This window comes from Pseudomonas sp. 10S4 (genome assembly GCF_034344865.1).
GTDB lineage: Bacteria > Pseudomonadota > Gammaproteobacteria > Pseudomonadales > Pseudomonadaceae > Aquipseudomonas.
Window position 1 is genome coordinate 4,392,746 of record NZ_CP133774.1, and the last position, 24,212, is coordinate 4,416,957.

At 60.5% G+C, this 24,212-nt stretch carries 23 protein-coding genes and 4 pseudogenes; 7 read left to right on the plus strand and 20 right to left on the minus strand.

From position 1 onward, the window contains the following. Positions 1 to 6: 6 nt before the first annotated feature. The 3 genes from RHM58_RS20620 to ribBA form a co-directional block, all read right to left on the minus strand. A complete protein-coding gene (locus RHM58_RS20620; RefSeq protein ID WP_201203006.1) occupies positions 7 to 936 on the minus strand; it encodes an ABC transporter permease in 930 nt (309 codons plus the stop codon). Further along, complete coding sequence (locus RHM58_RS20625) at positions 933 to 1,958, minus strand: ABC transporter substrate-binding protein (protein ID WP_201255222.1); 1,026 nt, start codon at positions 1,956 to 1,958, stop codon at positions 933 to 935. The genes RHM58_RS20620 and RHM58_RS20625 overlap by 4 nt, the downstream gene beginning before the upstream one ends. 409 nt (positions 1,959 to 2,367) lie before the next feature. Further along, a complete protein-coding gene (ribBA, locus tag RHM58_RS20630) occupies positions 2,368 to 3,477 on the minus strand; it encodes a bifunctional 3,4-dihydroxy-2-butanone-4-phosphate synthase/GTP cyclohydrolase II (protein ID WP_322268027.1) in 1,110 nt (369 codons plus the stop codon). Between the two features lie 71 nt (positions 3,478 to 3,548). Here ribBA and RHM58_RS20635 point away from each other — a divergent pair, with 71 nt between their 5' ends. Further along, on the plus strand, positions 3,549 to 3,845 hold the full coding sequence (locus tag RHM58_RS20635) for a DUF1330 domain-containing protein (protein WP_201255223.1): 297 nt from the start codon (positions 3,549 to 3,551) through the stop codon (positions 3,843 to 3,845). 113 nt (positions 3,846 to 3,958) lie between these two features. Here RHM58_RS20635 and RHM58_RS20640 read toward each other — a convergent pair whose 3' ends face one another. The 7 genes and pseudogenes from RHM58_RS20640 to RHM58_RS20670 all read right to left on the minus strand — a co-directional run bounded on the left by RHM58_RS20640 (position 3,959) and on the right by RHM58_RS20670 (position 9,327). After that, the gene (locus tag RHM58_RS20640) at positions 3,959 to 4,522 is read right to left on the minus strand and encodes an NUDIX hydrolase (RefSeq protein ID WP_201203014.1); all 564 of its coding nucleotides are present in this window, start codon (positions 4,520 to 4,522) and stop codon (positions 3,959 to 3,961) included. A 2-nt stretch (positions 4,523 to 4,524) separates the two neighbouring features. Then, positions 4,525 to 5,277 carry a GntR family transcriptional regulator gene (locus RHM58_RS20645; RefSeq protein ID WP_201203017.1) on the minus strand — a complete coding sequence of 251 codons (753 nt, stop codon included), beginning with the start codon at positions 5,275 to 5,277 and terminating at the stop codon, positions 4,525 to 4,527. 86 nt (positions 5,278 to 5,363) lie between these two features. Further along, entirely contained in the window at positions 5,364 to 5,753 is a 390-nt protein-coding gene (locus RHM58_RS20650; RefSeq protein WP_201203019.1) for a carboxymuconolactone decarboxylase family protein, read from the minus strand. A 132-nt stretch (positions 5,754 to 5,885) separates the two neighbouring features. Then, positions 5,886 to 6,371, minus strand: a complete 486-nt coding sequence (locus RHM58_RS20655) for a flavin reductase family protein (protein ID WP_201203020.1) — start codon at positions 6,369 to 6,371, stop codon at positions 5,886 to 5,888. Positions 6,372 to 6,382: 11 nt separating this feature from the next. Next, positions 6,383 to 7,862, minus strand: a pseudogene (locus RHM58_RS20660) (aldehyde dehydrogenase). Beyond that, a complete protein-coding gene (locus RHM58_RS20665; protein WP_201203022.1) occupies positions 7,859 to 8,692 on the minus strand; it encodes an alpha/beta fold hydrolase in 834 nt (277 codons plus the stop codon). The pseudogene RHM58_RS20660 and the gene RHM58_RS20665 overlap by 4 nt, the downstream one beginning before the upstream one ends. A gap of 44 nt (positions 8,693 to 8,736) precedes the next feature. Next, positions 8,737 to 9,327 carry an amino acid synthesis family protein gene (locus RHM58_RS20670; RefSeq protein WP_201203023.1) on the minus strand — a complete coding sequence of 197 codons (591 nt, stop codon included), beginning with the start codon at positions 9,325 to 9,327 and terminating at the stop codon, positions 8,737 to 8,739. A gap of 328 nt (positions 9,328 to 9,655) precedes the next feature. On the opposite strand from RHM58_RS20670, the pseudogene RHM58_RS20675 reads away from it, so the two are divergent. Continuing rightward, positions 9,656 to 10,258: pseudogene (locus RHM58_RS20675) on the plus strand (EAL domain-containing protein); the annotation flags it as partial. 97 nt (positions 10,259 to 10,355) lie between these two features. Here RHM58_RS20675 and RHM58_RS20680 read toward each other — a convergent pair. From RHM58_RS20680 to RHM58_RS20710, 7 genes and pseudogenes are all read right to left on the minus strand, one after another. Beyond that, positions 10,356 to 11,127, minus strand: a pseudogene (locus RHM58_RS20680) (methyltransferase domain-containing protein). Positions 11,128 to 11,172: 45 nt separating this feature from the next. Further along, positions 11,173 to 11,368, minus strand: a pseudogene (locus tag RHM58_RS20685) (sigma 54-dependent transcriptional regulator); the annotation flags it as partial. Positions 11,369 to 11,399: 31 nt separating this feature from the next. Then, complete coding sequence (locus RHM58_RS20690; RefSeq protein WP_201255225.1) at positions 11,400 to 12,161, minus strand: hypothetical protein; 762 nt, start codon at positions 12,159 to 12,161, stop codon at positions 11,400 to 11,402. A gap of 37 nt (positions 12,162 to 12,198) precedes the next feature. Then, positions 12,199 to 12,627, minus strand: coding sequence for a hypothetical protein (locus RHM58_RS20695; RefSeq protein WP_201255226.1), 429 nt, complete (start codon positions 12,625 to 12,627; stop codon positions 12,199 to 12,201). Between the two features lie 285 nt (positions 12,628 to 12,912). Next, entirely contained in the window at positions 12,913 to 13,326 is a 414-nt protein-coding gene (locus tag RHM58_RS20700; RefSeq protein ID WP_201255227.1) for a VOC family protein, read from the minus strand. 139 nt (positions 13,327 to 13,465) lie between these two features. Beyond that, positions 13,466 to 14,173 carry a TetR/AcrR family transcriptional regulator gene (locus RHM58_RS20705; RefSeq protein WP_322268028.1) on the minus strand — a complete coding sequence of 236 codons (708 nt, stop codon included), beginning with the start codon at positions 14,171 to 14,173 and terminating at the stop codon, positions 13,466 to 13,468. Further along, positions 14,160 to 15,011, minus strand: coding sequence for a 3-hydroxybutyryl-CoA dehydrogenase (locus RHM58_RS20710; RefSeq protein ID WP_322268029.1), 852 nt, complete (start codon positions 15,009 to 15,011; stop codon positions 14,160 to 14,162). The genes RHM58_RS20705 and RHM58_RS20710 overlap by 14 nt, the downstream gene beginning before the upstream one ends. Before the next feature lie 166 nt (positions 15,012 to 15,177). Between RHM58_RS20710 and RHM58_RS20715 the strand changes: the two genes are divergently transcribed. After that, complete coding sequence (locus RHM58_RS20715) at positions 15,178 to 16,203, plus strand: AraC family transcriptional regulator (protein WP_322268031.1); 1,026 nt, start codon at positions 15,178 to 15,180, stop codon at positions 16,201 to 16,203. A 79-nt stretch (positions 16,204 to 16,282) separates the two neighbouring features. Here RHM58_RS20715 and RHM58_RS20720 read toward each other — a convergent pair whose 3' ends face one another. Further along, entirely contained in the window at positions 16,283 to 16,717 is a 435-nt protein-coding gene (locus tag RHM58_RS20720; RefSeq protein WP_322268032.1) for a DUF2846 domain-containing protein, read from the minus strand. 177 nt (positions 16,718 to 16,894) lie between these two features. Between RHM58_RS20720 and RHM58_RS20725 the strand changes: the two genes are divergently transcribed. After that, positions 16,895 to 18,706 (plus strand): ABC transporter ATP-binding protein, encoded by a 1,812-nt coding sequence (locus tag RHM58_RS20725; protein ID WP_322268033.1) that lies wholly within the window; start codon positions 16,895 to 16,897, stop codon positions 18,704 to 18,706. A 3-nt stretch (positions 18,707 to 18,709) separates the two neighbouring features. Here the strand turns inward: RHM58_RS20725 and RHM58_RS20730 are convergent, their stop codons facing one another. Next, positions 18,710 to 19,660, minus strand: a complete 951-nt coding sequence (locus RHM58_RS20730) for an alpha/beta hydrolase (protein ID WP_201255234.1) — start codon at positions 19,658 to 19,660, stop codon at positions 18,710 to 18,712. Positions 19,661 to 20,075: 415 nt separating this feature from the next. Here RHM58_RS20730 and rbsK point away from each other — a divergent pair, with 415 nt between their 5' ends. Genes rbsK through RHM58_RS20745 form a run of 3 tightly spaced genes read left to right on the plus strand, consistent with a single transcriptional unit; the run spans position 20,076 to position 23,430 of the window. Further along, the gene (rbsK, locus tag RHM58_RS20735) at positions 20,076 to 21,002 is read left to right on the plus strand and encodes a ribokinase (protein ID WP_322268034.1); all 927 of its coding nucleotides are present in this window, start codon (positions 20,076 to 20,078) and stop codon (positions 21,000 to 21,002) included. A 41-nt stretch (positions 21,003 to 21,043) separates the two neighbouring features. Next, complete coding sequence (gene fucP, locus RHM58_RS20740) at positions 21,044 to 22,375, plus strand: L-fucose:H+ symporter permease (protein WP_201255236.1); 1,332 nt, start codon at positions 21,044 to 21,046, stop codon at positions 22,373 to 22,375. Beyond that, positions 22,372 to 23,430 carry an aldose 1-epimerase family protein gene (locus RHM58_RS20745; RefSeq protein ID WP_201255237.1) on the plus strand — a complete coding sequence of 353 codons (1,059 nt, stop codon included), beginning with the start codon at positions 22,372 to 22,374 and terminating at the stop codon, positions 23,428 to 23,430. The genes fucP and RHM58_RS20745 overlap by 4 nt, the downstream gene beginning before the upstream one ends. Here RHM58_RS20745 and deoR read toward each other — a convergent pair. After that, positions 23,423 to 24,193: a DNA-binding transcriptional repressor DeoR gene (gene deoR, locus RHM58_RS20750; protein ID WP_322268035.1), complete on the minus strand. Its 771-nt coding sequence runs from the start codon at positions 24,191 to 24,193 to the stop codon at positions 23,423 to 23,425. The genes RHM58_RS20745 and deoR overlap by 8 nt on opposite strands. Positions 24,194 to 24,212: the final 19 nt, after the last annotated feature.

A 24,212-nucleotide genomic window follows, 5' to 3' on the forward strand; every position in this document is an offset into this window, starting at 1 on the left:
GACGGCTTACCTCGCGTTGCTGGCGCCAACCGGGGATTCCGGCTGAAGCTTCAGGTAGAAGTAGAACAACACCAGCGTGATCACAATCAGCAACGCGGCACCCGCACTGGCCAGGCCCCAGTTAAGGAACGACTGCACCTGCTGGATGATGAACTCGGGCAGCATCATGTTCTGCGCACCACCGAGCAGCGCCGGGGTGACGTAGTACCCGAGCGACATCACGAACACCATCAAGCCACCGGAGAACAACCCCGGCCGGCACAGCGGCAGGAACACCCGGAAGAAGTTGGTCCAGGGGCTGGCGCCGCAGATCGAGCCGGCTTGCAGGATCATCGGGTCGATGGCCTGCATGGTCGCCTGCAACGGCAGGACGATGAACGGGATCATGATGTAGCTCATGCCGATCACCACGCCGGTCAGGTTGTGCACCATTTCCAGCGGCTGATCGATGATGCCCATGGCCATCAGCGCCTTGTTGATCACCCCGGAGGCTTGCAACAGCACCAGCCACGAATAGGTCCGCGCCAAGAGGCTGGTCCACATCGAGAGCAGCACGATGCTGAGGATCCAGCGACCCCAACCGCGCGGCACCAGGGTAATCGCCCAGGCCAGCGGAAAGCCCAGCAGCAGGCTGAACAACGTCACCAGCCCGGCCACCGAAAAGGTGTTGAGCAAGACCCGCGCATAAGCCGAGTTGGCGAACAATTGCTGGTAGTTGCCAAGGCCCGGTTCCGGCTCAAGCACACCGCGCAGCAGCAAACCGATCAACGGCGCCAGAAAGAACAGGCCGAGGAACAGCAGGGCGGGGACCAGATTGCCGGCCCCGCGCCAACGCTGAACCAGCGAAGGGGTTTGCTTCATCACAGCCGCCTTGCCAGGAGCGCCAACGGCGCTCCCGATCGGAGTGGATGGACGGGACGCGGCCGTCATTTTCATTTGACCAGCCATTCGTTCCACCGTGTCGCGATGGCCGAACCGTTTTTGGCCCAGTACGCGAAGTCTAGAGTGATCTGATCCTTAGCGTAGGCAGTCGGCAGGTTCGGGGCCAGTACCGAGTCCAGGCGCGCGACGCTGTCGACGTTGACCGGGGCATAGGCTGTCAGGTTGGAAAAATCCGCCTGACCCTTGGCGCTGCTGGCGCTGGCCAGAAACTTCATGGCCGCCGCTTTGTTTTTCGTGCCTTTAGGGACCACCAGAATGTCGGCCATGACCAGGTTCTGTTTCCAGCTCACGCCGACCGGTGCGCCGTCTTCTTGCAGGGCGTGAATTCGACCGTTCCAGAACTGACCCATGCTGACTTCACCGGAGGCGAGCAACTGCTGCGACTGCGCGCCGCCGCCCCACCAGACAATGTCTTTCTTGATGGTGTCGAGTTTCTTGAAGGCGCGGTCCAGGTCCAGCGGGTAGAGCTTGTCGGCAGGCACGCCATCGGCGAGCAAGGCCAGTTCAAGCACGCCAGGACTCGGCCATTTGTACAGGGCGCGTTTGCCGGGGTAGGTTTTGGTGTCGAACAGGGCGGACCAGTCCTGGGGTTTGGCGGCGCCGAGCTTGCCTTCGTTGTAGCCGAGGACGAAGGAGAAGAAGAACGAACCGACGCCGTAATCGGAGACAAAGCGCGGGTCGATCTTGTCGCGCTGGATCGCGGTGAAGTCCAGGGGTTCGAGCAAGCCTTCGGCGGCGGCGCGCAGGGCGAAATCGGCCTCGACGTCGACCACATCCCACTGCACGTTGCCGCTTTCGACCATGGCTTTGAGTTTGCCGTAGTCGGTCGGGCCGTCCTGGACGACAGTGATGCCGCTGGCCTTGCTGAACGGATCGGCCCAGGCCTGCTTCTGCGCATCCTGGGTACTGCCGCCCCAGCTGACGAAGTTGACGCTTTCAGCCGCGATTGCCGCGTGGCTGACTGTGGCCAATAAACCTGCAAAAAGAATTGCAGTTGCACCTTTGTTCAACACCATTTTCACGCCCTCATTTGTTGTGTTTTTGAGCGGGTTGTTGATGCCCGCCTATCGGGAGCAGTAGGTCCATCGGGGCCTTAAAGGCGACCGTGCCAAGGGCTTTTGTTTGTGCTGTCCCTGGCGGGCGCACTTGGCAAATTTGTCCGGCCTATGGAATATCATATTATGGTATTCCAAACTTTGTGCAAGCACTTTGCCTTACCGGCTATCAGGCAGAAGTGGGTTTTTTTGGTCGGGTTAACTCAAATATTGGCTGGTTAAGAGATGGAGCGAACAATGAATTACCTGTGGCGAGGGAGCTTGCTCCCGCTGGGCTGCGCAGCGGCCCCAACAATGGGACTGCTGCGCAGTCCAACGGGAGCAAGCTCCCTCGCCACATAAGCTCATTAACACCATCAAAAATCTGGATTCACTCGGTAAACGGGATGCTCTCAACCACTTCCAGGTCGTAACCAGTCAAACCGGCGTACTTCAATGGCGGGCCCAAGTGACGCAGCTTGCCCACGCCAAGGTCTTGCAGAATTTGTGCCCCGGTGCCTACTTCAGAATAGATGCGCGACTGTGAGCGGCTGAACTGCCGAGGCGGCTGGGTCAGTTGCGGCACCCGCTCCAGCAGCGCTTGCGACGACTCGTGGTTGGCCAGCACCACCACCACGCCGCGACCTTCTTCGGCCACGCGCTGCAACGCTGCCCACAGCGTCCAGTTCGACGGTCCGCTGTACTGCGCGCCCACCAGATCGCGCAGCGGATCGATCACATGCACGCGCACCAACGTCGGTTCATCCCGGCGCACATCGCCCATGACCATCGCCATGTGCACGCCGCCCTCGATTCGGTCTTCAAAGGTGATCAGCCGGAATACGCCATGCACCGTCGGCAGCTCCCGTTCGCCGATGCGCACCACGGTGTGTTCGGTGCTGAGGCGGTAGTGAATCAGGTCGGCGATGGTGCCGATCTTGAGCCCGTGCTGGCGCGCGAACACTTCCAGATCCGGGCGCCGGGCCATGGTGCCGTCATCGTTCATCACTTCAACGATCACCGAGGCTGGTGTGAGGCCGGCCAGGCGCGCCAGGTCGCAACCGGCTTCGGTGTGCCCGGCACGGGTCAGCACGCCACCTTCCTTGGCCCGCAACGGGAAGATATGACCTGGTTGCACAATGTCGGCGGGACCGGCGTCGGAGGCGACGGCGGCTGCGACTGTACGCGCGCGGTCGGCAGCGGAGATGCCGGTGGTCACGCCGATGGCGGCCTCGATAGAGACCGTGAACGCCGTGCTGAACACGCTGGCGTTGGTCGGCACCATTTGCTCCAGGCCCAGGCGCTGACAGTGTTCATCGGTCAACGTCAGGCAGATCAAACCACGGGCCTCGCGGGCCATAAAGCTGATGGCTTCGGCGGTGCAACAATCGGCGGCGATCAGCAGGTCGCCTTCGTTTTCGCGGTCCTCGTCATCGACCAGGATCACCATTTTGCCTTGGCGATAATCTTCGATGATTTCTTCGATGCTGTTGAAGGCCATGCTGGGATTCTCGATGATTGATGGATACGTAATGTGGTATACCATAATACAAAATAAACCGAGAGGTCACTATGAAGGCGTACTGGATTGCTCACGTGGATGTCACCGACCCCGATCAATACAGCCACTACACCCAGCGCGCGCCAGCGGCGTTCGCCTTGTACGGCGGGCGAATCCTGGCGAGGGGCGGGCGCAGCGAGGCGATGGAAGGTCGGCAGACGCCGCAGCGCAGCGTGGTGATTGAGTTCGACTCTTACGAGCAGGCGCTCGCCTGCTACCACTCCGAGCAATATCAAGAGGCGAAGCGGCACCGCGCGGGTGCGGCGTTGGCGCAGGTGATCATCGTCGAGGGCGTGGCGCCGGCCTGACAAACGCCACATAACTTGTAGGAGCGAGGCGTGCCCGCGAAGGCGATTTCAAGGACGCCATCGCGGGCAAGCCTCGCTCCTACAAAGCATGGCGCACGACACTGATCACATCGTCAGCGGATAAAGTGAATCCTGCCGCTGTCGTCGTTGCCGATATAGATGCCATAGACCCCGGCCTGGCGTTCCTCGATGTAGCGTTCAAGGATCTGCCGGATTGCCGGGTAGTAGATGCTTTCCCAAGGAATGTCCTCGGGCGCGAAGAATTTGTAGTCCAGGGTTTCCGGGCCGTACTGGCCGGTGATCTCCAGCGCGATGGCGCGGAAGATGATGTACACCTCGCTGATCTTCGGCACGCTGAAGATCGAGTAGGGTGAGAGGATTTCCGCGCGAACGCCGCTCTCTTCCCAGACCTCGCGCAACGCTGCCTGCTCGGTGGTCTCGCCACCTTCCATGAAGCCCGCCGGCAAGGTCCAGGTGCCCGGACGCGGCGGGATCGCGCGTTGGCACAGCAGGTACTTGCCGTCCTGCTCGATGATGCAGCCGGCGATGATTTTCGGATTGATGTAGTGGATGTAGCCGCAGGCGCGGCACATCAGGCGCTCGTGCGTATCGCCCGGCGGCAGTTGGTGACCGAGGTCACTGCCGCCACACTTTGGGCAAAAGCTCGGGCTGAACATGTTCAGCGACCTATGCGCGGTTCTTTGAGCGCGATAGGGGCGGTGATTTCAGGCATTTCACCGGTCTCTTCCTGCTTGCTCTTGAGGTAATCGAGGGCAACCTTGGCGGCGGAGCGCACGTGATCGACGCAAGCCTGGTGGGCGACCAGCGGATCACCGCTCTTGATCGCCTCGACCATGCGTTCCATTTCCTGGTTGCTGGCGCCGCGACGGTTTTCCTGGGACACCGAGGTCGCCCGCAGGTAGCTGATGCGCGCCTGCAACTGGCGCAGTTGCGTGGCCGCGACATGGTTGCCGGAGCCTTCGAGCAAGACGTCGTAGAAACCTTGAACCGAATCGATCACCTGTTGCAGTTCGCCGTCCTTGAGGGCCTCGCGGTTAACCTCGAGGGCTTTTTCCAACGCCTTGATGTCCTTGGCCTTGGCGCGCAGGGTGAACAGCTGGACGATCAGGCCTTCGAGCACGCAACGCAGCTCATAGATATCGCCGGCGTCGGACAGGGTAATGATCGCAACCCGTGGGCCCTTGGCATCGGCGAACTCCACCAGGCCTTCGGATTCCAGGTGACGCAAGGCTTCACGCACCGATGTGCGGCTAACGCCCAGGCGATCGCACAGATCGCGTTCGACCAGACGGTCACCCGGCAGGAGCTGGAAGTTCATGATGGCGCTTCGCAGTTTATCCAGCACGATTTCGCGCAGGGTAATGGGGTTGCGATTGACCTTGAAGCTGTCGTCGAGTGGCAGGCGTTTCATGGGGTCCGCTCTGAGTGTGGCTGTCCATGCAAAAGAGTACTTCGATCCAGGATCATCCGTGCTCGGTCAGATCAAACAGCCAAGGGTTAACTTGAGGCCTCGGCATCGGCTTCGGCGAAGGCTTCACGGGCAAGCCGGAAACTGTCCACGGCAGCGGGCACTCCGCAATATATGCCGACCTGAAGCAGAATTTCGCGTATTTGCTCACGACTCAGGCCGTTACGCAAGGCGCCGCGCACATGCAGCTTGAGTTCGTGCGGCCGGTTGAGGGCCGAGATCATGGCCAGGTTTATCATGCTGCGTTCTTTAAGCGACAAACCCTCCCGGCCCCAGACATGGCCCCAGCAGTATTCGGTGACCATCTCCTGCAACGGTCGGGTGAAGTCGTCGGCGTTGTCGAGGGAGCGCTGCACATAGGCTTCGCCCAGCACTTGAGTGCGGATCTTCAAGCCTTTTTCGTACTTCTCGTTGTTCATCTCTATGCCTCACATGCAATCCCTGTGGGAGCGGGCTTGCTCGCGAAAGCGGTGTGTCAGTCAATGTGGATGTCGACTGACACGACCCCTTCGCGAGCAAGCCCGCTCCCACAAGGGGTTTGTGTAAACCCGTCAGCCCAGCGTGGGCAGCGGGCCCAGCTTGCCTTTGTGATAGATCATCGGCGTTACCGGTTGTTCGGGCAGGATCAGGTTCTTCACCGCGCCGACGATGATCGCGTGGTCACCGCCGTCGTATTCGCGCCACAGTTCGCACTCGATGATCGCCGTGGCCTTGCTCAACAACGGGTTGCCCAGCGCGCTCAAATGCCAGTCGATGCCATTGGCCTTGTCCTTGCCTTTCCCGGCAAAGGCGTAGGCCTCGGCGGTCTGGTCGGCGGACAGCAAGTGAATCGCAAACTGCTTGCTGTCGCGCAGGATTGGGTACGTATCTGAAGCATAGTTGGGACAGAACAACACCAGCGCCGGGTCGATCGACAGCGCACTGAAGGCGCTGGCAGTAATGCCGACGATGCCGCCGTCCGGGTCCAGGGTGGTGACCACCGTGACCCCGGACGGGAAGGAGCTCATGACTTCTTTATAAATGCCGGGTTCGATCATTTCGCAGACTCCTAGCGCATCACAAACGGGTCAGGCATCGGCGCCTGGGAGAGGTTGATCCACACCGTTTTCAGCTCGGTGTAGGCCAGCACCGAATCGATGCCGCTTTCGCGTCCATAGCCGCTGTTCTTGAACCCGCCAATTGGCGCCATGGCCGACACGGCTCGGTAGGTGTTGACCCAGATGATCCCCGAGCGCACATCCCGAGCCAGGCGATGGGCGCGGCCCAGGTCGCGGGTCCAGATGCCGGCGGCGAGGCCGAACTGCGAGTCGTTGGCAATTGCCAGCGCTTCGGCTTCGTCCTTGAAGCGAATCACCGACGCTACCGGGCCGAAGACTTCTTCCTGCATGATCTTCATCGAATTGCTGTCGCATTCGAACAGCGTCGGCTCATAGAACCAGCCGTCACCCAGATTCTGCGGACGCTTGCCGCCGAGCTTCAGGCGCGCGCCTTCGGCAATCGCGTCGGCGACCAAACCTTCGACCACCGCCAATTGCTGCGCCGTGGCCATCGGGCCCATTTCGCTGGCGTCATCCTGTGGGTTGCCGATGCGGATACGCTTGGCACGTTCCACCAGACGCTCGACGAATTCGTCGTAGATTTCGTCTTGAACCAGCAGTCGCGAACCGGACACACAGCTCTGGCCCGAGGCGGCATAGATTCCGGCGATGGCGCGTTGATGGCCTTGTCGAGGTCGGCGTCGGCGAAGACGATGAACGGCGCGTTCCCGCCCAGCTCCAGCGACAGCTTGGCGAAGTTTTCGGCGCTGCTGCGCACCACATGCCGCGCGGTGGCAGCGCCGCCGGTGAAGGCGATCTTGCGAATCAGCGGATGGCGGGTCAGGGCCGCGCCAGTGCTCGGGCCGTACCCGGTGACCACGTTGACCACACCCGGCGGAATGCCGGCTTCGAGGGCCAGTCGCGCCAGTTCGAGGATGGTTGCCGAAGCGTGTTCGGACGGCTTGATCACGATGGTGTTGCCCGCCGCCAGGGCTGGCGCGAGTTTGATCGCGGTCAGGTACAGCGGGCTGTTCCAGGGAATAATCGCCGCGACCACGCCCATGGCTTCGTGCACGGTGTAGGCAAAAAGGTCGGGCTTGTCGAGGGGCAGGGTGCCGCCCTCAAGCTTGTCGGCGAGGCCGGCGGTGTAGTGGAAAACTCTGGCAGGTAGCCAACCTGGCCACGGGTTTCGCGAATCAACTTGCCGTTGTCGCGGCTTTCCAGTTGGGCCAGTTGCTCCTTGTTCTCGGCGATCAAGTCGCCCAGACGCCGCAGCAGTTTGCCGCGAGCAGTGGCGGTCAAGCTGCGCCATGCCGGGCCGTCGAAGGCAGTTTGCGCCGCTTGCACGGCGCGCTCGACGTCGGCCTCATCCGCATCGGGCAGTTCGGCCCAAGGCTGGGCCAGCGCCGGGTTCAGGCTTTCAAAAGTCTTGCCGGACAGGGCATCGACCCATTCACCGCCGATGCACATCTGGAAGCGTGCGAGTGTCATGCAACGATCCCCTTTATAGGTTTTTGTTGGGCGTGCGCAGTGTCGAGAAACTCCAGCAACAACTGGTTGACCAGGCGCGGCGACTCTACCGGCATCATATGCCGTTGCTCGGCGAGTACGGCAACTCGCGCGCCGGGAATACGCTCGGCCAGTTGCTCGGCCATTTGCGGCGTCGAGCCCGGATCGAGTTCACCGGTCGCGACCAGCGTTGGCGCCTGAATGCTGCCGAGGTCTTCGGCTCGGTACATGTCCTGGGTGGCGAACAATTCGTAAGTGGTCAGGTAACCCTGCGGATCATTGCCGGCCAAGGTCTGGCGCAGGGCGGCGATTTGCGCCGGGTTGGCCGCTTGGTATTCACGACTAAACCAACGCGACAACGCGGCCTCGGCGTTGGCATCCGGCCCGTGTTCGGCGGCCTGAGCAGTGCGTTCGATGACGCCGGCGCGTTGTTCGGCGCTGCGATTGAACACGCTGTTGAGCACCACCAACCCTTGCAGGCGTTGCGGGTAGTGCAAGGCAAACGCCCGCGCCACCAGCCCGCCCATGGAGAAACCGATCACCGTTGCCTGGGGCAAGTGCAGATGATCGAGTAGTTCCAGCAACTGGTCGGCATAACCGAGCAGGCAGGTGCCACTTTGTGGTCGAGGACTGGCGCCGTGGCCGAGCATGTCGTAGGCGATCACGCGGTATTTTGTGGCCAGGCCAACGACCTGGCCGCCCCACATTTCTTTGTTCAGGCCCACGCCGTGGATCAAGACCACGGGCTGGCCTTGGCCGGTCGCCAGGTAACTGGTGCCAGCCGGGGTGCTTTCAGCGGTGAGCCGAATCATGGAGCGCTCCTGCATGCTTTTTTATTGGTGTTGCACCGACGCAATTACTGGGCTTTTTCAGCGGCCAGTTCTTCCAGGTCGATGTAACGGTTGCCGATGCGAGGGTGCAGGCGGCCGCCATCGGCGCAACCCAGCACCACGACGATTTCGTCGGCACGCGGCGCGTCTTCGATCTTCATTTCCAGGGTGATGTAGTGCGAACGCAAGCCTTCGTCGTCCTTGTGCATCATCGGAATCTGGATCGACGTGCCCGGGCCACCGCGCTTGTTGGTGAAACTCAGGTAGCTCTTGGCTTTGACTGCTTCACGGTAGTGATTGCCGAAGCGCAGGGTGTGGATCACCGCAGAGGCGTGTTCGATCTCGCCGTCCGCACCGACTACAGCGGCTTTGCCATAGGCTTCAATCTTGTCTGCACCGCCGATGATCTTCACCAGGCGTTCCACCATCAGCGCGCCGAGGTCGGAGCAGTTGGCGCGGATTTCCGGCTTCAAGTCTTCGACAAAGCCACGGCCCAGCCACGGGTTTTTCATCACCACCGCCAGGCCAACCATGGTCACCGGCGTGTCGGTGGCCTTGCCGCCTTCGATAAAGGTTTCTTCGACGTAGCTGACGATCTTGCGGATTTCGAAACTCATGGGCGGCTCCATATTCAGGGTAAGAGTGTCTGTGCGTATGATGGTATACCATAATACTAGTTGCGCAAGACCCTGAAAGGAGTTTGTGTTGGGAGGAGGCGACCAGCGGCGGGGAGAGTTTTGCTGCGTGCTGATTCGGGAACGAAGTACAAAACCTGTGGGAGCGAGCCTGCTCGCGAAGGCGACGGCGCATTCAACATTTATGTGCCAGACACACCGCTTTCGCGAGCAAGCTCGCTCCCACAAGGGCTCTGTGGTTAGCCAAGCTAAACACTGAAGTTGGCCGGCATTCAGGACGCCTGCCGATACCGCCCCGGGCGTCTATCCAAAACATCAACTGATGCGCGAACTCGACCGCAGCGTGGTGCACAGCGTGATCGACCGCTTGCTGCAAAACGAACACCTGCGCCTGGGCTGCAACATCTCCGCCCAAAGCGCGATCGTCGACGGCTACTGGCAGCAGATCCTCGCGCAATTGCGCGACGCGCCCTCGGTTGCCGCGCGGCTGGTGATCGAAATCACCGAAAGCGCCACACCGCCGAGCATCTCGGCCGCCATCGAGTTCGTCCAGTGCCTGCGCGAACTCGGCTGCCGGGTGGCCATCGACGACTTCGGCGCAGGCCTGGGCACCCTGGAGTTCATCCGTCAGACCCGCCCGGACATCGTCAAGATCGACCAGGGTTACCTGCAACGCGCACGCCTGGAAACCAACAACGCCCAGACGCTCGGGCACTTGGTGCAACTGTGCAAAACCCTGACGCCGTGCGTGATCATTGAGGGCATCGAGTCCGAAGCCGATCGTGCCCTGGCCACTGCGTGCGGTAGCGAGTGGGGGCAGGGTTATCTGTTTGGCCGGCCACGAATGGATGCGCTGGGTGAGCGGTGCGTCGTGCAATCGATGGAGACTGAATCGGGGTCAATTGGCTATTGAAGCCCGATAGGCTCAATGTTGAGTAAGTCCGGAGTCTGTGGTCCGTTTATGATTGTCGGGCGTCATAAATAAATTGCCAGGGGTCTATTGGCGTCCTTCAATCAAGTCGATGACATACATAAGCTTGAGTCTGATACGGAAACTCAATAGTTTCACGCCCACGCAGGGATGGATGGGTCTGGATCAACGCCTGCAATTGCTCAACAACTTTCGCTTTCTCTGCGGGAGGCAGCGCAGCAATGAAACTCACTGACATGAACCGGTCAATGATCACCTCTTGGGCGCTGCCGGTCTGTGTATAGGGAAAGCAGGTCACTTCGGGATCAGAGAAGTAGCGGCCGATGAAGGGCCGTCGCCAGTTCCCGTTGTGAAAGCGTGGAGTGTCGCCTTCGTAGGGAGTGATGATGTCGGTGATGGCTGCCACCCAGTCGACCGACTCATCGCGTACGTTCCAGATCAGCCCGAGTCGGCCGTTCGGTTTGAGCACTCGGTGAATCTCGGCCAGCGCCGGTTCGGTCGCGAACCAGTGAAAGGCCTGAGCGCATACCAGAGCCTGAGCCGTTCCAGATTCGAGCGGGATCGATTCGGCCGTTCCCTCCAGGATCCGGACGTCCGGCAGATTTTTGGCAAACTCGGTTCGCATGGCTTCAACCGGTTCGATGGCAACCACATCGATGCCCAAGGATTTGAGCAGGCGAGTGAACTTGCCAGTGCACGGCGCCCAAGTCGATGACTGTCGATTCGGGATCGATACCGAGCGTTTCCCTGAGCCAGGCCTTAAGGTCGGCTGGGTAGTCCGGGCGGCCATGAGCGTAGGTACTGGCTTCTGTCGAGAAACCCAACTGAGCCGTCTTATGAACACCGGTCATGATCAGCAACTCTCTTTGTGAAGGGCGATTATGAAGCGCGCAGTATCAGGTTTCGTTTCCTTGCCTGGTGGAGGCGCGTCGGTCCACTTGCTTCCAATCTATAGCAAAACGCGCCAGGTATTTTCGCAGCCGATCAGCATCGTTGGGTTGTGTCCTGGGCTGACGGGACACACCAACAGACGTCGATGACAGCCTTCAGTTGCAAGCGATCAAACAGATCGATCTCGACGTACTGGTCAAGTGCAAAACGCAGGGCGCTGATCGGTTACGGCCTACTGCCCCAACCGCGCCATCGTGTGCTGCATCGGCTCCAGCGATACACTGATCAACCCGTCCAGCGGCCGATTCAGCTCTTCAACCAGCAGAATCGTCGCGGCCGTCGATACCGCGCACATCAACAGCACCACCAAAATCGTGGCGTTGCGCGGGGCGAACAAGCCGAACGAGCCGAAGATGATCGACAGCCAGGTGATTAGAATCACCAGCATGATCGGCGGGATCGACTGGTTGGCTTTCAGCAGGGTCAACCAGCGTGCGGCGAACACCGCGTCCATCATCTGCAACGCCGAGGCCTTCAGGCTGCGTTGGTTGTCGGTGCTTGGGGAAAGTGCGGCGACTTGCTGTTGCAGGGCTTCGGAGCGCGTGATCGCCTCGGGGCTGTCGAGCATGGCCAATCGGGAGCGATCCCGGGAGGCGAGGGTTTGCAGGATTTGCTCGTAATTGTGTTTGAGTTGCGTGCGGATCGGCTGGGTCTCCGGGCCATAGCGCGCCAGCACCCGGTCGAATTCGACCACCTTGGCCGCGGCGCCCTCCAGCTCCGCATTGGTGGTATCGAACGTGCCTTTGGCCGAAGAAACCAGCAGGCCCAGCACCAGCGCCGACATGGTCGCAATCAGGCCGGTGGCGAGCTTCAGGACGGCGACTGACTCATCGTTCAGGTGATGCGCGGGCAATCGCTGCCGCACGTACGAGCCCAGCAAAGCACTGCCGAACAGGCAGCAGAACACGATCAGTGCGATCACCAGATGATTCATTCAACCTCCGTTGATGCGGTCTTCGGGGTGCGACGTTTTACTGGTACTTGATCACAATGCCTTTGAGTTTTCGGCCCTGAATGGTCTGGATATCGCGATTCCACAACGGCCCGCTGACGTAAGCGGCCACCGGTTGGATATGGTCATAAACCACCACCACCGCGTTGCCTCCTAGCTTGGCGGACTCTTCCCGCAGTTTTTGTTCGACATCGGTAATCGGTGGCGCCGGGTCGAGGCTCGCATCGACCAGCACTTCACCCAGTCGCACATGCGGGCGGGTCGGTTCGGTGCGCAGCACTTCGACCTGGCTGGCGACGGTAGGCGCTGGATGTTCTACGCCGACGTAGGCGGTGGTCTGCGCGTTGACGGTGGCGCAACCGTTCAGCGTGAGCATCGCGGCGGCGAGTCCTGCGGCAAGTATCGACAGTTTGAATCGGCTGGACCAAGTGAAGGCATTGTCTGGCATGGCTTGCTCCGGCAAGGAAATCCGTTACTGCACGGGATGGCTTGTTGACGGTAGCAGACGGTCACGGAGTTGCCAGAGAGATGGATGCTGACACTAACCTTGTGGTGAGGGGGCTTGCCCCCGTTGGACTGCGTAGCAGTTCCTTTTTGGGGCCGCTTCGCAGCCCAACGGGGGCAAGCCCCCTCGCCACAGGTTTCTGGTCGATCAATGGATATCAGCAGACAGCCCAACCTTTCGAGGTTGGGCTTTTTTATGGCTGGAAGAAATGATGTTTCAGCGATGTGCTTACTGATCTTTCTCGCAGTTAACCATCCACGCTACGCCAAACCGGTCCACCAGCATTCCGAAGCGCGCGGCCCAGAACGTTGCTTCCAGCGGCATCTGTACCGTGCCGCCGTCCGCCAGTGCCGTAAAGACGCGCTCGGCTTCGGCCACGCTGTCGACATTCAACGAGATCGAGCAAGCGCTCATGTCATCGGTGGGGCGGTCGGGGGTGGTGTCCGAACCCATGATCGCCTGGTCTCCCACCGACAGGCGGGTATGGATGATCAGGTTGTGATAATCCGCCGGAACGTGATCTTTGGCCGGGGTTTCGCCGAAAGTCATCATGGCGTCGATGTGGCCGGGCAGGGCCTGGGCGTAATAAGTGAAGGCAGCTTTACAGTCGCCGTTGAAGATCAGGTAGGGATTGATTTTCATGCTGTGCTCCCGGTAACCGAGGGGGTCTGGAGGCTAGGGCGACCGCCAGTTTCAATTGGATTGACCCCAAGTAGCAAAGCGTTAGATACGAGGTTTTGCCGGGTTTGTTCAGACGTTTTTTCTATAAATCGGGTGCGCCTTATTGCCTAAGGCTGGTCGCTGGACCTGTGGCGAGGGAGCCTGCTCCCGCTGGGTCGCGCAGCGGGCCCACTTTATCCCCAACAAGAGAGGGACCGCTGCGCAGTCCAACGGGAGCAAGCTCCCTCGCCACAGGGGGACGCAGCAAACGCTCGACGGCGCCGCTCACCAGGTTTTCCAGCAGTTCATCGCGCTCCGCGTCACCCAGCGGATGCTGCGCCAGCCAGCCGGGCGCGCTGTTGAGCAGATTGCCAATCGCGTGCCCGACGGCCAACTGGCCCTGTTCACTGAGCCGGGATTTGCTCCCCAGCATCTGCAACAGCGTGCGTTCGTATTGTTCGCGTAACTGCCGAACCCGCACCTGCTGATCGTCATTCAGGCAGCCGCTGTCACGTTCCGCCAGACGAAAATGCCAGGGCATTTCCCGATGCAGGTTCAGGTGTGCCTGAATCAGGCTGGGCAGGCTGTCGCGCCTGGGCTTTTTCTCCAGCCGTCCAAGGGTTGCCAGCAGTTCTTCATAGAACTCTTCTATCAGGTCCAGCAGCAAGTGCTGTTTGCTCGGGTAATGGTGATACAACGAGCCCGGGGCGAGTCCCAGGCACGTGGCGAGCTCGCGCATGCCGACCTGGCCGAAACCCTTGCTGGCGAACAGCTCCAGCACTTTGTCCCGGTACTCGGCGAAGCGCGAACAACGCTCAGGCATAGGCATGGAAGCCGCGCCCCGTTTTGCGACCCAGGTAGCCGGCGGCGACCATTTCCTTGAGCAGCGGCGCCGGGCGATATTTGCTGTCGTTGAAGCCGTCGTAGAACGCTTCGAGAATCGCCAGCACGGTGTCCAGGCCAATCAGATCCGCCAGGGCCAGCGGGCCAATCGGCTGGTTGCAACCCAGGCGCATGCCAGCGTCGATGTCGTCGGCGCTGGCCAGACCTTCCTGAAACACCAGGATCGCTTCGTTGATCATCGGCACCAGAATCCGGTTCACCACAAAGCCGGGACGGTTGCCGGCGGTGATCGCGGTTTTGCCCAGGGTGGTGGCCATGTCCAGCGCCAACGCGTGGGTTGCGTCGCTGGTTTGCAGGCCTCGAATCACCTCGATCAACCCCATCACCGGCACCGGGTTGAAGAAGTGCAAGCCGATGAAACGCTCGGGTTGGCTGATGCTGGCGGCAAGTTGGGTAATCGAAAGTGACGACGTGTTGGAGGCGATCACGCACTCGGTGCCGACCTGCGCGGCAATCTGTTGCAGGACGCGCAGCTTCAGGTCGAGGTTTTCAGTGGCGGCTTCAATCACCAGTTGCACGCTTTGCAGGCTGCTGTAGTCGGTGCTGGTGCGGATTTTGTCGAGGGCGGCGTGTTTCTGCTCTTCGGTCAATGTCGCTTTGGCGACTTGCCGATCGAGGTTCTTGCCGACGGTCGCGACAGCCTTTTGCAGCGCGCTCTCGCTGATGTCGATCAAGGTCACGTTGAAGCCAGCGGCCGCGCAGACTTGCGCAATACCGTTGCCCATGTTGCCCGCGCCGATCACGCCGATGTGTTGCAGATTCATGCTTGAAATCCTTGCGATCAAACCCATCGATACCTTGGCCGCCATAACGGCCGAAGGCGTACTATGGCCGCGAGTCTAAAACCGGCAGGGCGGTTGTCCTATGCCGCAACTGTTCAACGGCACTGGTGTTTTTTGCCATTCGGGTGATGGGGAGAAAAGCGTTCACATGCGGGAAACGGACTCAGTGGCGGCCTACTTCATGCAGGCGATGATCCATGGGCTGGCGCACAATCCCCAGCGCCTGACGGCTGTGCTTGAACAAGCTCAAATCGACCCGGCATTGCTCGATCAGCCCACGGCCCGGGTGCCGGCCAGCGCTTTTGCCGCGTTGTGGTTGATCCAGATTCGCGAGCTCAACGACGAATTCTTCGGCCTCGACAGCCACGGTATGCCGCCGGGCAGTTTCGCCCTGATCTGCCGGGCGCTGATTCAGGAACCCGACCTGCACAAAGCCATGCGCCAATGCCTGGCCAACTTCGCCCTGTTCCTCCAGGACTTTCGCGGCACGCTGACCGTGCGCGGCAAGCGTGCGGTTATCAGCCTGCAAACCCGTTCGGCCGACAGTGACCTCAGCCGTTTGGGCGAAGAAACCTTCCTGGTGCTGATGATCAGCCTGCTGTGCTGGCTCGGCGGGCGACGCATCCCCATCGACCGCGCGGATTTTCGCCATGCGCGTGTCTCTCTCAGCGACGACCGTTTGCTCTGGGGCCCCAACCTGACCTTCGGCGCCGAACGGACCGAAATCGAATTCGCCAGCCACTACTTACGCCTGCCGGTGGTGCAGGACCTGGCCTCACTCAAAGTGTTCCTGCGCACCGCGCCGCAATGGCTGGTCATCCGCTTTCGCAACCAGCACGGCCTCGCGTCTCAGGTTCACCAACGCCTGCGCAACAGCCATTACAGCCAATGGCCGACCTTGCAGGCCTTCGCCCTCGAACAACACCTGAGCCCCAGCACCTTCCGCCGCAAACTGGAGCGCGAAGGCTGTTCGTATCAGGAGATCAAGGATGAGGTTCGGCGCGGGGTGGCGTTTGAGCAGTTGCGCCAGAGCAAGGCGAGTATTGGTGACATCGCCGAGCAGTTGGGATTTCAGGAACCGAGCGCGTTTCATCGGGCGTTCAAGAAGTGGACGGGGGAGAGTCCGGGGCGGTATCGGGCGCGGTTTGAGGAAAAAGCGAGGAGTGTGGATTGACGCAGAATTCAGGGCGACAGACCACCCTCATCCAGCGGTGGTCTATTACCTGATGTGGTTCAGGAGGGGCGGCGAATTTCTACATAGAAGCGGCTAGATTTGTTTCGGAAACGCCGCGTCTGCCTTCAGCTTCGGAAACCTGATGCAGTTGGCTACGTGCCGTCCCGAATCCCATCTTAACTTCCTGCCAGACGAAAATATTCTTTCCGGGTGCGGCGTCGACTTTCAACATCGTGAAGTTTTCAGCGTCTGAGCCAATGGTGTGTCGTCCGGGTGCGACGTCAGTGACGAGGTAGGTATTGGCAGAGGTTGCGCCGACAAGCCTTCCATCGACGTTAATTGTCATTTTTATCCCCCCGCCAAAATTTTCATTGCGATAAATGTAGATTCTCGACATATCCGGGGAGGCACCGAAGCGTTTCATTTCGGCATCTTGCTGCGGATCTCCCATCGGGACGGATGCGCACCCGGCGGTGAAAGCTGCAAGAGCGCTGACGAGCAATAGTTTTTTCAATGAATATCCCTATTTCAGAACGGATTGAACGCTTGGGTCTTCGCCCGTCGGCAATCCTCGTTCGCCGAGGTGTTCTGCGTCAAGCGCTGGTCAGACGCTCATGTCTTGCATACGACCGTGTGTCGAGCTGAAGTACCATGGCGCATCGTCGTCCGTCTTTGCCGAGCCCATCGTCCTATGCCAACCCTCACCCGTTTCGCCGCTCTGCTCGACCAGGCAAAACGTGCCTTGCTGCTGGTCTGGGGCACGTCCCGCGGATTGTTTCTAGGATTAGTCCTGGCAACCCTGATCGCCGGCGTTCTCACGGCCCTTGCCGCATGGCTCGGCCAACGCATCGTCGACGCGGTAGTCACCGCCATGCAATTGCACGCGCAGCAGGGCAGTGCGCCGTTGTGGCCGGTGGTGCGTTATGTGTTGTTTGAGGCGGGTGTGCTGGCGTTGTTGTCCGGGACTCAACGGGCGCTGTCGGTTCAGCAGTCGCTGTTGCGGGTGCAGTTGGGGCAGAAGGTCAACACGATGATTCTGGAGAAGGCCCAGACGTTGTCGTTGGTCCAGTTCGAGAACTCGGAGTTCTACGACAAGTTGGTTCGGGTGCGGCGCGAGGCGTCGACCCGGCCGTTGGCGTTAGTGATGAAGTCGTTGGGGCTGATCCAGAACCTGATCGTGCTGATCAGTTTCGGTGTGCTGTTGGTGCATTTTTCACCGTGGGCGCTGGTGTTGCTGGTGGTCGGGGCGTTGCCGGTGTTTTTTGCCGAGGCGCATTTCTCCGGGGATGCCTTCCGGTTGTTCACCCGGCGGGCGCCGGAGAGCCGGCAGCAGAGTTACATCGAGACGCTGCTGTCCCACGAAAGTTTTATCAAAGAGGTCAAGCTGTTCGGTTTTGCGCCGCTGCTGTTGAAGCGTTATCGCGACACGTTCAAGCGGCTCTACGCCGAAGATCGCCGCCTGACCCTGCGCCGCGATGGCTGGGGTTTTGTCCTTGGTTTGCTGGGCACCGGGGCGTTTTATCTGGCGTATGCGTGGGTGGTGGTCGATACCGTTCACGGCAATATCACCCTCGGGCAGATGACCATGTACCTGGTGCTGTTCAAACAGGGACAAACCGCCGTCAGCAGCAGCCTGAGTGCGATCAGCGGTTTGTACGAAGATGGTCTTTACCTGTCGGCCCTTTACGAATACCTGGCCGAGCCGGTGGTGAGTGATACCGGCCATCTGACCGTGGGCGTGGTGCCCGGTGATGGGTTGCGTTTCGAGAATGTCGGGTTTCGTTACCCGGAAGCCAGTCGAGCTGCGCTGGAAGGCATCGACCTGCACCTGGTGCCGGGTCGCAGCATGGCGCTGGTGGGGGAGAACGGTTCAGGCAAGACCACGCTGATCAAGTTGCTGACCCGGCTCTATCGCCCCGATCAGGGCCGCATCCTGCTGGACGGCAGCGACCTGCAAACCTGGGAAGAAGATGCGCTGAGACGGCGCATCGGGGTGATTTTCCAGGACTATATTCGCTATCAATTCTCCGTCGGCGAGAACATCGGCGTCGGCGATACCCTGGCTTTCGACGATGAAAAGCGCTGGAAGGAAGCCGCTGCCGAAGGCATGGCTGCGCCTTTTATCGAAGGGTTGGATCGCGGTTATGCCACGCAACTGGGGCGCTGGTTCGCCGGGGGGCAGGAGTTATCGGGCGGGCAATGGCAGAAGATCGCCTTGTCCCGCGCCTACATGCGCCGCGATGCTGACATCCTGATTCTGGACGAACCCACCTCAGCCCTTGACCCGGCGGCGGAAGCGGCGGTGTTCGAGCATTTCAGCCGGCACACCCAAGGTCGCATGACTCTGCTGATCTCACACCGTTTTTCCAGTGTGCGCAATGCCGACCACATCATCGTGCTGGATCAGGGTTCGATCCTGGAGCGGGGCGATCACGACAGTCTGGTGGCCGCGGGCGGGCGTTATGCGCAGTTGTTTGACTTGCAGGCGCGGGGTTATCGCTAGGCTTCAAGTGTCCCGGGAACTCCGGTTCACGGCTGCGACCTGAGCAGGTTTGGTGTTCATCAGATTTTCGATTGCCTGGCGATACTGGCTGCCGCCCAGGCTCATGCTGTTGTTGTGCGTGCCGCCGGGCACCAACAGCAGGCGCTTGGGTTCGTTGGCGGCATTGAACAACTGCTCGCTGAAGCGCGGGGGCATAAACGCATCGGCCAGGCCATGGACCACCAGCAGCGGCATGCCGATGTCAGTAATCTTGTCGATGGAATCGAATTTCTGCGACAGCAACCAACGCACCGGCAGCGATTTTACTGGCAGGTTCTCGTCGGCCACTTGCGCGACCGCATCCCCCAGCGAGGTGAAGGTGGACTCAATCACCAACCCGCGCACCGGCACTGCAACGTGGTTCTTTTTCGCCTGGGCGGCCAGGTCGGCCGCGAGGTCGATGGCCACCGCGCCGCCCAACGAGTGACCGTAGATCAGGCGTTTATTGGCGTCCGGTTGCATCGTCTTGAAGCGTTCCCAGGCGACGTGAGCGTCTTCGTAAACGCTGGCTTCCGACGGCAGATTACCCTTGCTCTGGCCGAACCCGCGGTAGTCGATGGCCAGCACCGAAAAGCCCATGGCCCGTAGTTGCTCGATGCGAAACGCCTGGCCGGTGAGATTCCAGCGCACGCCGTGCAAATAGAGGATCGACGGCGCATCGCGGCGCGCGGCCGGCCACCACCAGGCATGCAGGCTTTGATTGCCCTTGAAGCTGGAAGGCTTGATGTCGAACTCTTGAACATCCTGCGGCAAGCCGTGATACCAGCTGGCGGTGCCTGGCTCGATCCGAAACAGCAATTCGCGTTCTTTGTACTTGAGCACCCCGCAACTCACCGGCAGACCGACGATCAGCAGTGCCATGCACAGCAACGGCAACCAGCGCCGACCCAAGCGGCTCATGAAGGTAGAAAACATGCAGCGGTCCAGTCGATCAAGGGAAAGCACGGGTTTTAACAGATGCGCGCCGGGGACGGGGGATTAATTCGACAGCCGTATGTTGCACAGTGTTATGCGTTACCTCCATCCCCTGTGGGAGCGAGCAGGCTCACTCCCACAGTGGATCTGTGTCGTTCAACCGATCAATGTCCACCGCAGTCCCTTGTAGGAGCGAGGCTTGCCCGCGAAGGCGTCAGCACAGTCGGCATCGATGTCGTCTGACACTCCGCCTTCGCGGGCAAGCCTCGCTCCTACGGGATTTGCGCAAAGCCGCTCGTCTTTGCCTGCCCACCTGCCCAATAAAAAAGATTGAATAATCACATTAAATGTTATTTAAATAACAAAACAAGAACGCCAGCCATCAGCCTGGCAGCCGCAACAAGGTGGAATAGCAATGAGCAAGATCGCAGTCATCGGCAGCAATATGGTGGATCTGATCACCTACATCGACCGCATGCCGGCTCAGGGCGAGACGCTTGAAGCGCCGGGGTTTGCCCTGGGTTGCGGCGGTAAAGGCGCCAATCAAGCGGTGGCCGCAGCCAAGCTTGGGGCAGATGTGTTGATGCTGACCAAGGTCGGCGATGACATGTTCGCCGACAATACCCTGGCCAACTTCCAGCGCTTCGGCATCGACACCCGCTACGTGCAGCGTGTGCCGGGCGTGTCCAGCGGCGTGGCGCCGATCTTCGTCCAGGCCGACTCGCACAACAGCATTCTCATCGTCAAAGGTGCCAACGCTCATCTCGTCCCGGCCGATATCGACGCCGCTGCGCAGGCCCTGCGTGAGTGCGCGCTGATCGTGCTGCAACTCGAAATCAATGTCGAAACCGTTTACTACGCCATTGCGTTCGGTCGAGAACACAACATTCCCGTGCTGCTCAACCCAGCGCCAGCCCTGGCGGGGCTAAGCCGCGAACACCTGGCGCAGCTGGATTTTCTGGTGCCCAACGAATCGGAACTGGCGCTGATCAGCGGCCAGACTGTCGACTCCCCTGAGTCAGCGCTAAAAGCCGCAAAAACCCTGGTCGCCAGCGGCATTCGCCATGTGATCGTGACCCTCGGCCAGCAAGGCGCGCTGTACGTCGGCGAAGAGGGTGAGTTCCAGATTCCCGGCCTGCGGGTCGCCGCCCGCGACACCACCGGCGCCGGGGATGCGTTCATCGGTTGCTTCATCCAGCACTGGAGTCGCGACCACGATATCCGCGCCGCCATGACCCAGGCAGTCGCCTATTCCGCCTGCTCGGTCACCGGCCTGGGCACCCAGACTTCCTACCCGGACGCCCTCGCATTCGCTGATTTCCAGCGCCAACTCGACGCCTGACGTCGAGCTGATTCACCCCTTAAAACTCACGGAGAACAACAATGACAAAGCCTCCGCTCCAACAGACGCCCGATGGTTTTTACCTGAACCGCACGCCCTGGTTCGCCTTCATCTTGCTGTGCAGTATCTTCGCGCTGTGGGCGGCGGCCGCGAGCATGAACGACGTGCTCATCGCACATTTCAAGAAAGCCTTTCTGCTCAGCGATTTCCAGACCGCATTCGTGCAGTCGGCGTTTTACCTCGGCTACTTTTTCGTAGCAATTCCAGCGGCGTTGGTGGTTCGGCGATTCAGCTACAAGACCACCATCCTCATCGGCCTGATGCTCTACATGCTCGGTTGCTTGCTGTTCTTTCCGGCAGCATCGACGGCCAAGTACGGTATGTTCCTGCTGGCGCTGTTCGTGATCGCGGCAGGCCTGTCGTTTCTCGAAACCGCCTGCAACACCTATTCGACCCTGATGGGCCCACGGGAAACCGGCACCCGTCGCCTGAACATCTCCCAGACCTTCCACCCGTTCGGCGCGATGGCCGGGGTGTACGTCGGCAGTTTCGTGATGTTCAAGGACACCGACGCCACCCGCGAGCAGCTCACACAAATGAGCGCCTCGGACGCGGCGATCCAGCAACTGCAAATGATCCAGTCCACCTTGCTGCCGTACAAATGGATGATCGCGGTGCTGGTGCTGATGTTCATCCTGATCGCCATCACCCGGTTTCCGAAGTGCAAGGGCAATCAACCGAGCAACAAGAAAACCGCCAGCCTCGGCCAAAGCCTGTCGCGGTTGTGGGGCAACAAGCGTTTCACCTTCGGCGTACTGGCGCAGTTTCTCTATGTCGGGGCGCAGGTTGGTGTGTGGAGTTTCACCATTCGCCTGGCCATGCAGTTGGGCGGGATGAACGAGCGCAGCGCATCGTGGTTCCTGCTGACGACCTTCGCCGCCTACTTCGTCGGCAAAATGATCGCCAACGTATTGATGCGCAAACTGCACCCGGCCAAGGTGCTGGCGGTGTATGGCGTGCTGTGCATCGTGTTGCTGGCCTACACCATCCTGGTGCCGAACATCACGGCGGTGTATGCGGCGGTCGGTGTGAGTGTGTTTCTCGGCCCGTGCTGGCCGACCATTTATGGCCTGACCATCGACGGCCTCGGTGAAGACACCGGCGTTGGCGGTTCACTGTTGGTGATGAGCATTGTCGGTGGCGGGGTGATCCCGATCTTCCAGGGCCTGCTCTCCGACTACAGCGGCGGCAACATGCAACTGGCCTACAGCGTGCCGTTGCTGTGCTTCATCGTGATCGTCGCCTACGCAGTGCGCTGCTTGCGTCATTCCGCCAGCGAGCGGGCGCCGGTGGGTGTGGCGGTGACCTCATGAGCACGCGGATCAATCTCTATCCGGCACTGTTTGGCGACGCGCCGAAAACACTGCTGGAATCTGCGCACTTCAAGGTCAGCGCCAGCACTTATCCCAGCGGTGTGCTGGCGCTGGAAATGACCAACAGCCGTGGAAAACTGGTGGTGCTGCCGTATCAGGGCCAGATGATCTGGGACGCCGTGTTCGACGGCTGCGACCTGACCATGAGCAACCTGTTCAGCCAGCCAAAACCGAGCCCGACGGTGATCGGCACCTATGGCTGTTTCATGTTCCACAGCGGCTTGCTGCGCAACGGTTGCCCCACGCCCGACGACGACCATCCGTTGCACGGCGAGATGCCTTGCGCGGCGATGGATCGCGCCTGGCTTACGGTCGGCGAAGACAGTGCCGGACCCTTCCTGCGCTTGGGCGGTGAGTATGAATACGCCCAGGGTTTTGGCGACCGCTATCTGGCCAGCCCGAGCGTGACCTTGCGTGCCGACTCGGGGCTGTTCGATATCGCCATGAACGTGACCAACCTGGCCGGCAAACCCATGGACCTGATGTACATGGCCCATATGAATTACGCCTACGTCGAGGGCGCCCGGTTCATCGAGCCGTTGGGGTTTGAAAAGGTGCGTTTGCGCAGCAGCGTGCCGGCTCACGTGAAACCGACGCCGGCCTGGAGCCATTACATGGAGCAGTTGGCGCTGGAGCCGGAACAGTTTCAATCCCTGGACCGCCCAGACCTCTACGACCCGGAGATCGTGTTTTTCTTCGACGGCGTGCGCGCCGATTCAAATGGCGATGCGCATTTTCTGCTGAGTCATCCGGACGGCGCGGCGTTCTACACGTGCTATCGCCCCGACCAATTCGACCATGCCGCGCGCTGGATCCTGCACAACGCCGATCAGCAAGTGGCGGCGTTCGTCTTGCCCGCCACCTGTGAGCCGGAAGGCTATCGCGCCGAGTCCGCCAAAGGCCATGTGCGGGCATTGGCGGCGGGGGAGACGGCGGCGTTCAAGGTCACCACCGGATATCTCAAGAAGGCCGAACAACAGGCCTTGATCAGATGATCAGTTGCGCGCCGCTGGCGGCAATCGCGTCGCGGTAGGCCTTGGGGATTTTTTTGTCGCTGACCACGTACTGGAAATCCTCAAGGGCGGCGAAATGCGCAGTGCGCACCGTGTCGAACTTGCTGTGGTCGGCCAGCAGCAAGCGCTGTTGCGCCTGGCGCAGGACCTTCTGCTTGACCTCCACTTCATTGAAATTGAAGCAGGTCACGCCGAGGTCCTGGCTGATGCCGGCGGCCGAGACAAAGGCCCAGGTCAGGCGCACATTGTCGAGGATGCCGGTTTCGCTGGTGTTCTCGAACACCTGGTTTTTGCGGTGGAACGTGCCGCCGCAGACCACAATGTGACAGTTGGGTTTTTGCGAGAGTTTGAGCAGCACGTTCAGGGAGTTGCACACGGCGGTGAATTCGAGCTCGTCGGGGATGAAATCCACCACAAACGGCGTGGTGGTGCCGCAGTCGAAGAACACTGTGTCGCCGGGCTGGATAAACCGTGCGGCGAGTTTGCCGATACGGCGTTTTTCCTCGACGTGCCGGGTGTCCTGTTCGGCCACGCGGTAATCGCCGGGGTCATTGCCGTCGTGGATTTTGGTGATGTAGCCGCCGAGCAGGCGCAGGTGGTCGGTGTACTTGCTCAGATCGCGGCGCAGGGTCATCTCCGATACGTCCAGCAACGCCGCCATTTCGCGCAGGTGAATGGCGCTCTGGTCTTGCAGGGCTTGTTGAATCAGCTTGAGACGCTCGGCTTTTTTACTGTCCACAGGCATTCCGGGGTTGATTGTTGAT

What these genes read in the sequence shown, in the direction of transcription:
- RHM58_RS20710 (WP_322268029.1), bottom strand. Translation starts at nt 15,011, where the DNA reads ATGAATCTGCAACACATCGGCGTGATCGGCGCGGGCAACATGGGCAAC.
- RHM58_RS20620 (WP_201203006.1), bottom strand. Translation starts at nt 936, where the DNA reads ATGAAAATGACGGCCGCGTCCCGTCCATCCACTCCGATCGGGAGCGCC.
- RHM58_RS20700 (WP_201255227.1), bottom strand. Translation starts at nt 13,326, where the DNA reads ATGAAAATCAATCCCTACCTGATCTTCAACGGCGACTGTAAAGCTGCC.
- RHM58_RS20695 (WP_201255226.1), bottom strand. Translation starts at nt 12,627, where the DNA reads ATGCCAGACAATGCCTTCACTTGGTCCAGCCGATTCAAACTGTCGATA.
- RHM58_RS20715 (WP_322268031.1), top strand. Translation starts at nt 15,178, where the DNA reads ATGCGGGAAACGGACTCAGTGGCGGCCTACTTCATGCAGGCGATGATC.
- RHM58_RS20690 (WP_201255225.1), bottom strand. Translation starts at nt 12,161, where the DNA reads ATGAATCATCTGGTGATCGCACTGATCGTGTTCTGCTGCCTGTTCGGC.
- RHM58_RS20665 (WP_201203022.1), bottom strand. Translation starts at nt 8,692, where the DNA reads ATGATTCGGCTCACCGCTGAAAGCACCCCGGCTGGCACCAGTTACCTG.
- RHM58_RS20655 (WP_201203020.1), bottom strand. Translation starts at nt 6,371, where the DNA reads ATGATCGAACCCGGCATTTATAAAGAAGTCATGAGCTCCTTCCCGTCC.
- RHM58_RS20725 (WP_322268033.1), top strand. Translation starts at nt 16,895, where the DNA reads ATGCCAACCCTCACCCGTTTCGCCGCTCTGCTCGACCAGGCAAAACGT.
- RHM58_RS20640 (WP_201203014.1), bottom strand. Translation starts at nt 4,522, where the DNA reads ATGTTCAGCCCGAGCTTTTGCCCAAAGTGTGGCGGCAGTGACCTCGGT.
- RHM58_RS20625 (WP_201255222.1), bottom strand. Translation starts at nt 1,958, where the DNA reads ATGGTGTTGAACAAAGGTGCAACTGCAATTCTTTTTGCAGGTTTATTG.
- RHM58_RS20635 (WP_201255223.1), top strand. Translation starts at nt 3,549, where the DNA reads ATGAAGGCGTACTGGATTGCTCACGTGGATGTCACCGACCCCGATCAA.
- ribBA (WP_322268027.1), bottom strand. Translation starts at nt 3,477, where the DNA reads ATGGCCTTCAACAGCATCGAAGAAATCATCGAAGATTATCGCCAAGGC.
- RHM58_RS20670 (WP_201203023.1), bottom strand. Translation starts at nt 9,327, where the DNA reads ATGAGTTTCGAAATCCGCAAGATCGTCAGCTACGTCGAAGAAACCTTT.
- rbsK (WP_322268034.1), top strand. Translation starts at nt 20,076, where the DNA reads ATGAGCAAGATCGCAGTCATCGGCAGCAATATGGTGGATCTGATCACC.
- RHM58_RS20650 (WP_201203019.1), bottom strand. Translation starts at nt 5,753, where the DNA reads ATGAACAACGAGAAGTACGAAAAAGGCTTGAAGATCCGCACTCAAGTG.
- RHM58_RS20705 (WP_322268028.1), bottom strand. Translation starts at nt 14,173, where the DNA reads ATGCCTATGCCTGAGCGTTGTTCGCGCTTCGCCGAGTACCGGGACAAA.
- fucP (WP_201255236.1), top strand. Translation starts at nt 21,044, where the DNA reads ATGACAAAGCCTCCGCTCCAACAGACGCCCGATGGTTTTTACCTGAAC.
- RHM58_RS20645 (WP_201203017.1), bottom strand. Translation starts at nt 5,277, where the DNA reads ATGAAACGCCTGCCACTCGACGACAGCTTCAAGGTCAATCGCAACCCC.
- RHM58_RS20745 (WP_201255237.1), top strand. Translation starts at nt 22,372, where the DNA reads ATGAGCACGCGGATCAATCTCTATCCGGCACTGTTTGGCGACGCGCCG.
- RHM58_RS20730 (WP_201255234.1), bottom strand. Translation starts at nt 19,660, where the DNA reads ATGTTTTCTACCTTCATGAGCCGCTTGGGTCGGCGCTGGTTGCCGTTG.
- deoR (WP_322268035.1), bottom strand. Translation starts at nt 24,193, where the DNA reads ATGCCTGTGGACAGTAAAAAAGCCGAGCGTCTCAAGCTGATTCAACAA.